Source organism: Cryobacterium sp. 10I5 (assembly GCF_035019865.1).
Classification (GTDB): domain Bacteria; phylum Actinomycetota; class Actinomycetes; order Actinomycetales; family Microbacteriaceae; genus Cryobacterium; species Cryobacterium breve_A.
In genome coordinates this window covers 1-7,864 of record NZ_JASJVI010000125.1, presented here as the reverse complement: position 1 = coordinate 7,864, position 7,864 = coordinate 1, and the positions used below count along the sequence as shown (strand labels likewise).

Annotated in this window: 5 protein-coding genes and 1 pseudogene; 4 read left to right on the top strand and 2 right to left on the bottom strand. The window is 61.7% G+C overall.

Annotated elements, in window-relative coordinates:
• Window positions 1-266: 266 nt before the first annotated feature.
• A pseudogene (locus QN350_RS18345) lies at window positions 267-894 on the bottom strand (transposase); the annotation flags it as partial.
• Window positions 895-1,080: 186 nt separating this feature from the next.
• Entirely contained in the window at window positions 1,081-3,963 is a 2,883-nt protein-coding gene (locus QN350_RS18340; protein ID WP_322140277.1) for a glycoside hydrolase family 3 protein, read from the bottom strand.
• Between the two features lie 244 nt (window positions 3,964-4,207).
• Between QN350_RS18340 and QN350_RS18335 the strand changes: the two genes are divergently transcribed.
• The 4 genes from QN350_RS18335 to QN350_RS18320 form a co-directional block, all read left to right on the top strand.
• Complete coding sequence (locus tag QN350_RS18335) at window positions 4,208-5,362, top strand: ROK family protein (RefSeq protein WP_322140278.1); 1,155 nt, start codon at window positions 4,208-4,210, stop codon at window positions 5,360-5,362.
• 155 nt (window positions 5,363-5,517) lie between these two features.
• Window positions 5,518-5,754: a hypothetical protein gene (locus tag QN350_RS18330; protein WP_322140279.1), complete on the top strand. Its 237-nt coding sequence runs from the start codon at window positions 5,518-5,520 to the stop codon at window positions 5,752-5,754.
• Between the two features lie 446 nt (window positions 5,755-6,200).
• Window positions 6,201-6,761: a cysteine hydrolase family protein gene (locus tag QN350_RS18325; protein WP_322140280.1), complete on the top strand. Its 561-nt coding sequence runs from the start codon at window positions 6,201-6,203 to the stop codon at window positions 6,759-6,761.
• Window positions 6,762-7,541: 780 nt separating this feature from the next.
• On the top strand, window positions 7,542-7,864 hold a 323-nt coding region (locus QN350_RS18320), incomplete at its 3' end, for a helix-turn-helix domain-containing protein (protein WP_323517076.1).

The following is a 7,864-nucleotide window of genomic DNA, read 5'->3' as shown; positions in this document are numbered from 1 at the left end:
GGAAATCCTTCCCCGCCCTCTACGACACTATTCGGGACGATCCCGGTGCCTTACCCAAGGTTGACAGAGAGGGCCATGTCTCAGAGCCTTGTTTACGGGATGTCTCAGGACCCTGCTTACAACTCCGGTCGTTGTGAATCGCGGCAGCTGGGCGCTTTCGATAATGGGCAGTGCCCAGATCCCTTACTCCCTCCGTCCGCCGTGATTCATAACGGGTCAAGTCCAAATGTTTGGTGTACCGAGTTTTCCGCGTGATTCTTGGATTTCTAGGCGCTGAGGGCGCTGAGTTCGGTTGTTTGTTCCTCCTCCTCGGTCGGGATTGGGGTGAGGCGTGAGCGGCTGAGGACGTCGAGGCCGAGGTAGCGACGGCTTTCGATCCATTCGTCGTGTTGTTCGGCCAGGACCGCTCCGACGAGCCGGATCAGGGAGCCGCGGTCGGGGAAGATGCCCACGACGTCGGTGCGGCGGCGGATCTCACGGTTGAGGCGTTCCTGTGGGGTGTTGGACCAGAGCTGACGCCAGCTCTCCTTCGGAAGCCCGGTGAACGCGAGCACGTCGGCCCGGGCTGTCTCGAGGTGAGTGGCGACCGCGGGCAGCTTCTCTTCGAGGGCGTTCAGGACCCGGTCGAACTGGGCGTGCACGGCGTCCTTGTCGGGCTGGTCATAGACGCAAGTGGAGCAGAGTCTTCACCCACGGCCAGCTGGACTTCGGGGTCGCGGACATCAGATTCGCGGCGTAGTGGGTTCGACAGCGCTGCCAGGTCGCGCCAGTCAAGGCCGCCCCGATCGCTGCCACGAGGCCGGCGTGAGCGTCGCTGGTGACGAGTTTAACCCCGGTGAGGCCACGCGCGGTCAGGTCGCGGAATAAGCCGAGCCAGCTGCTACCCGGGGACGACACCACACTTGCCCGCGGCAGAGTCGTGTTGAGCCGACGGTAGAGGCTTACAACCCCGAGGTATTGATCCGGCTGGGCGACCTTTGCGTGGGTCGCCCAGCCACAGAAACTACGCGGGGTTCAGTTAGACGTTGTCGAGCGCGAGCCTTTGTCCTCCCGCGGCCACAGCGTGGGAGCGAACACGGGTTACCGCACTTTCCGGGTAACCGATAAAACGAGTTCTTCGGATGAGGCGCCAAGGGAGATCATTCGGTCACCCGATCCAATCACCCACTTCTGACCGATAGTGTCCCAGGCGGATACCTGCTGCCGGTCGACGTGGAGGGTTGCCGTCTTCGACTGACCGGTGGCCAGTTGGATGTGATCGAACTGCACCAGCTTCTGTGCGGACTGTTGGAACCCGCCAGTCACGATGCCATTGGCGTCATAAGTCGGCACGGCAAGATCTGGGGAAGATCCGATGTACACCTGAGGTGAGTCTGCTCCGTCCTTCTCGCCCGTGTTCTTGACGGTGAACGTGACGTCAAGCCCGCCGTCCTTCGCGTTCTTCACGCGAAGCCCGGAGTACCGAAACGTCGTGTAGGAGAGCCCGAAACCGAACGGGTAAAGCGGCTCATAACCATTGACGTTCGCCGTCGGGTCGGTGTACCAGCGGTAGCCCACATCGACTCCGTCTGTCCATTTGATTGACGGTCTGGTCTCCGTTGCGGTCTGCGTTCCGGTGGTGCGCTCGAGGTTGCTGGAAAAGGGCGTGGAGTCGTCGTTCTTGGGGAACGTCATCGGGAGTTTGCCCGATGGGTTCACCAGCCCGTAGAGCAGGTTGGATGTTGCCTCGCCGCCCCGTTCGCCCGGATACCACATCTCGAGGACAGCATCGACGTTGTTGACCCAGGGCATTGCCACGGCGGTTCCGGAGTTGAGGACGACAACGGCTTTGTGGCCGGCCGCATGGGCTGCGGCACTCACTGTGTTGATGAGGTCCACCTGCGTCTTGTTGAGGTTCCGAAGGGCGGCCGACGTAGACGAGTTCGGTCCGGCACCCTGAGTGATCCCCGGGGTGGAGTCATCGACGAAAATGACAGTTTCGTCGTTCGTCTTCGCCGCCGCGACTGCTTTGGCTGTGTTCTGTGCCAGGGGGGCCCAGGCGAAGCGGACCGTTGGTGCCGTGGCTGTTGTGAGAGTCGGTTTGTAGGTGAAACTGATCTTGTGCAGTCCGACCGATAGTTCCAGGCTCACGCCCAGGTTCTGCTTGCCGAGGTACTGGTTATTGGACGCACGCTCCCCGCCAGGGAATGCGTTCGGCAGGATGTTCCCTCCAGGGTTCACGATCGTCTGCGCAGCATCATCAACGCTGAGGCTGAGCGGCTCCGGCGGAGCGTTGCGGCTGGGCTCCTGCTGGATGCCGCCGTTGTACGCCGACTTGTTGCCCGTGTCAATCCCGTATGGCCGCTGGAGAAGCAGCCCGTAGGTGTCGGCTGTGGTGACGTTCAGGTAACCAGTCCAGGTGTACTGGCCGCCCTTGGCAAGGGTCGTCTGCTGGCCGTCAATGGTGCTATCAACGGTCGTGGAGCCATCGGCGCTCGCACGGGTGAGGCCGGGCAGGGCGTTCGCGTCCTTCGTCACTCTCAGGTTGGCGGTGGGGACGGTGTCCCCGATCCAGTCCACGCCCGGCGCGGAGGTGACGTTTGCCGAACCCACCTGCGCCGTGACGGCCTTGAACGGGGTGTATTGGACCTGGTCGCCAAAGCCGCGAGCTCGTTCGCCGCCAGGGCTTGCGGGTAGGAGCGTCGAGGTGGGCCCGACGACCGCGACGGTTTTGTTCGTCGACAGGGGAAGAGCATCCTTGTCATTCTTCAGGAGAACGCCGCTTTCCTCGGCCAGCGCCAGAGCGACATTATCGCCACTCTGCTTGTCAACGCTCGTGCCGTTGTAGGTCGATGTGACGTCGCCGTGCTGTGGTACCGCCGACTCGTGCGCAGTGGGAATCTTGCTGTTGTCAAGCAGGCCGAAGCGCTCGTACTCGTACAGCATGCGCGCGACCGCATTGGCCGTCGCAGCGGCATAAGGTGCACTAAACGATGATGACGTCAAGTCGATGAGTGGGACCAGCTTGGACGCCGAAAGGTTGCTGGAGGCGAACTCATTGTCCATCCCAGCTAGGACGTCCGACGTTGCCTTGCTAGCGGTGTAGTCGGACGTGATGAAACCCTTGAGTTGGAACTGATTCTTGACGATGTTGGTGAGGAGATTGGAGTTCGAGCAGGCGTACTGTGGCGCGCTTTGCTCGCCGACAATCTGGAAGATCGCGTAAGAGCACATCACCGAGCTGACGCCGCCCTGCTGGATTGCGGACTGCGCTGGTGCGAGGTAGATCTCGTGCGCCGCCTGCGATCCGATCAGCGACGGTGTGTCTCGATCTTGGCCGTTGTAGAACGACACGTGTTTGACCTGTGACATGAGACCGGTGCTCTGAATGCCGTTGATCTCAGCCGCGGAGAACTGGGAGGAGACGTACGCGTCTTCACCGTTCGTAGTCAAATTCCTGGACCAGGAAGGGTAGCGCGCCATATCGACCTGGGGACCGTAAACGAGATCTACGCCCAGAGCCCTCCCCTGTTTTCCGACTTCTTCACCGAGGACGTTGTACGCATTGCGGTCGAAGGAAGAGGCGAGTCCAAGTCGGGTGGGGAATGCTGTTCCGTCGGCGTATACGTTGATGCCCAAGGCGTCAGCATGCCGGATCGCGGGGACGCCAAGTCGGGGAACTCCGGCCAGGTAGCCTGCTTGGCCGTGGTTATCTGGATCGACGCCATGCTCGACTACGGCAACCTCTTCGCCCGGGGTCATCTGGGAAAGAAGATATGAGACAGTCTTCGTAAATGGGGCATCCGAGGCGGTGGCCGGTGAGACCCGGGGGGTGGTCGCCGGGGTTGGCTGCGCGGCGGCCGCCACAAGCGTCCCTGAGGCCATGCTCAACACCAGCGCAATGCCGACACCCCCTGCGCACATGGACAGCGCGGTCTTTGCGACCCTCCTGTCACGTCGCCCCTGATTGCTGATCTGATTCACGGTTGTCCTCTCTGACACCATTACAGGATTGATCCAGCTCTCCCGAGTCGTCTCCGACCCGGAAGCAAGCATCTTCGGCGTCTTTACTGCTGTGCGCAGAACAAGCACGGGTACCGAGGCTGGTGCAAGTGAACCGCGAATCTTCTCGTCAGTCAATGCCTAAAAGACTGCATTTCTGTCTTTTTTTTGGCCATTCATCGCAAGAAAGATTTTTTTGCACCATCACACTGCCTATGCTGGCAAGGTGACCGATGTACGAGCTGTCGCCCCGCGAGATAGGGCCCTTGAAGACCTGTACGACCGTATTCGGCTTGCCCCCGAGGGACTTTCTCGTTCAGAACTGGCCTCATCGACGTTGATGTCCCCAAGCGGTGTCACATTCCTGGTGCGTCGGCTTTTACGCGAAGGCCGTGTGGTGGAGGTCGACCCTCTCGCGAAGGGCAAGGGATCGGGGAGCGGTCGACCAGCTCTACGTCTGCTCCCGACTCCATTGTCGGGATGGGTAGCGGGTATCGATTTTGGCCACAAGCACATTTCCGTGGCACTGGCTGATGGATCTGGCGCGGAGATTGCGAGCGCGACGACGTTGCTGAACGTCGACTTGAACGCGCAGGAGGCAATGAATGCGGCCTGCGAGCTTCTCGACCGGTTATGTGAAAAATACGAAATCGGCGATCTTGTCACGATTGTTGCGGGTATCCCGGGCCCCGTGGACGCGCAACGCGGAGTGGTCCGATCGCCCACGATTTTGTCGGGCTGGGTCGGGCTTGATCCGGCTGCAGAGCTACAGCGGCGCTTGGGGCACAGCGTGCTGGTAGAAAATGATGCAGTCCTCGGCGCGATCGGAGAGCATCGGCGCGGTGTGGCATCCGGGCATGATGACGTTCTTTACGTGAAAATTTCCGACGGCATCGGAGCGGCACTCATTCTGGGAGGCCGAATCTACAAAGGCTCAGCAGGATTAGCTGGGGAAATAGGACATAATCGACTCGAAAACAACGCGGAGCTGTGTCGCTGCGGTAGCCGAGGGTGTCTTGAGGCAGTGGTTTCAGTCGACAGTGTCGTCGCGCAGCTAGCCCACAGCCATGAAGGCGTCACCATCGACCGAATCGACAGCCTCCCCTTCGCAGATGAAATCACGGACCGCATCTTCAGTGACGCCGGTCGCACCGTGGGTCAAGCCTTGTCCGCGCTGTGTAACCTGCTCAACCCCAGTCTCTTAGTGGTCGGCGGCACACTCGGAACGGCCAATCCTGCGCTTCTCACCGGCATCAGACTGGGTATCGATCAGTATGCGCAACCTGCAGCAGCTCAAGGAATGACCGTTGCAGCGGCAGAACACGGAAGCCGAGCCGAACTCGTTGGAGCGCTTTATCTCGCCGCCCGCGCAAATTTCTAACGACCGGAAGAGCTGACGCTGCACGTCGTGACCAACTGACTCGGACCGAAAGGCAGACGAACGTCGGCACGGACGATCGTCAAGAGCTCTCCCAGATCAGCCCGCTCGTCTGTCTCTGACGGGTAATCGAAAATCCCATGTAGGTCCGCGCACTTATGACGCTGGCCTCCATGATCATGGGCGCCCTCACTGGATTCTCTCGCACGGCCGCCTTGAGTGCCGAAGTCACCGTTAAGGATCACGAAGTACGTGATGCCGAACAAGGCCACCGACCATCCGATGTCGACTTCGATCGCGGTGACGAACTCGGTCGAAATTCGCAGGGCGCCCCGACCGCCCAAGCATTGCCGACAAGTGCGATGAGTACGGCGGCGATCACCGGGCCTGCGTGAGCGGAGATGCCGCTCCTCGCCGACAGTAACCCCTTTGCGCTCTGCCACTCGGCGACGGGAACAGCCTCCTGCACCAGTCCCGTGGATTCAGGCCGGAAGAAAGCACTCGCCGCACCGTTACCCGCCTACAGCAGGACCATCGCCCAAAGCGCCGAGGCATGCTGCGTCAGGATCAGCGCACGCACCCTGCCTGCGTACACAACTGCACCAAATCGCTGGTGGCCATGAGGCTCTTGCGCGGCAATCGGTCAGCCCAGGCACCGCCGAGCAGCACAAAAACGACCATCGGGACAGTCCGACCAGCGAGCACCAAGGTTACGTGCAGCTGAGTGCGCGAAACGGCAGGCCGACGTCGTCGCGCCGATCTGGTTCTCGTCGATCAGTTCCTGCCCGTGACGATGAGAGTGATGTGGGAAGATGGCACAAAAAAACGAAGCGGAGCAAATGTGAGCACTGGAATTGTGGTCATTGACATTCAGAACGACTACTTCCCCGGGGGTGCATATCCCCTCACCGGGAGTGAGTCTGCCGCGGTCATCGCCCGGGGCGTCCTCGACACGGCCCGTGCCACCGGCACCCCCATCATCCACTTCCAGCACCTCGCCACCGAACCGGATGCGACGTTCTTCATCCCCGGGACCGCGGGCGCCGAGATCTACCCGCTCGTAGCGCCGGTAGCGACCGAACGCCACTTGACCAAGGGTTCCCCGAACGCCTTCATCGGCACCGGACTCGAACAGCTACTCCGGGACGAGGACATCGAACACCTCGTCATCATGGGCATGATGAGCAGCATGTGCATCGACGCGACCACCAGAGCCGCGCTCGACCTCGGCCTCGTTGTTACGGTCGTGCACGACGCCTGCGCCGCACCCGACTTCGAGTTCGAAGGCACCGAGGTTCCCGGGGTATCCGTCCAGGCCGCCTTCATGGCCGCGCTCCGGGATGCGGGGGCCGAGGTGCTCGCCGCCGCCGACCTCCACCTCGCTCCGCTCTCGGCTCACTAGCGGCATCCTGCCCGGCCGGGTCGACAACGCGACACTACTCCGAGGCAAGCCCACCACATGCGAGGCACAACCAGCAGGCGGATCCTGCGAGCGTATGTCTTGAACAACCTGGGCTATCCGCCGTACCGAACGCCTCGCCGACATCGAAGCCGTCGCCACGGTCGCGTCCAAAGACGACCGTTACGACAACGCGATGGGCCAAGCCTTCACTCCCCTCTTCAAGGCCGAACTAATCCGCAACCGCGACCACCCTGGTGCGGCATCAACGACCTCGAGTTCGCCATTGCCGTCGCCGAGCGCAGCGACTGATTCAACCACCGGCGCCTCCACGGCAAGATCGGCATAATCCCCATATTGAATCCAAATGAGCTTCCCTTTTCTCCAATCCGCCAAACCCACCGCGCCAGAGGCGCACGAAGAGCCCCAACCCGTGACACCCCAAACCGTTGAACTGAACGGGGGCCGGCCGTCCACGAGGCCACTTCGACCCAAACCGAAGAACGACCTCCGGCATTGGAACCCTCGAGCTCTGGCCGTTGTAGACGGGCACCCGAATCGGCTGTCCAGAAAACGACCAGACGGGCGCACGGCGAGTTCAGGTGGTGAGAGCAACACCCTGAGTTCCGTGGGGTGTTGTCGATGGCTCGACCGTTGTCGCCTTTGAGCGTTCGTTTAACGTTTTGGGAGGGGGTGGACGCGGGGCTATCGGTCGCCGTCGCGGCGCAGGCTGCGGGAGTGTCGCGGCCTACTGGGTATCGGTGGTTAAGCGAGCATCAGAAGGTGCTGCCATCACCGGTTCAGGATTTCAGTGTTGCCCGTGTCGGGCTTTTATCGTTGCGAGAGCGAGAAGAGATCGGGTTCCAGCTCGCCCGGGGTCACGGGGTGCGCCGCATCGCAGCGGCACTGGGCCGGGCGCCGTCAACGATCAGCCGGGAAGTGACCAGAAACCAGGTCGCCGGCCGCTACGTGCCTTCGCTTGCGCAGGAGCAGACCTGGGCACGGGCTCGGCGGCCAAGAACCCGGAAGCTGGACGGGTTAGCGTTACGGAAACAAGTCGCCACGATGCTCACCGATCGGTTCAGCCCGGAACAGGTCGCGGGCCG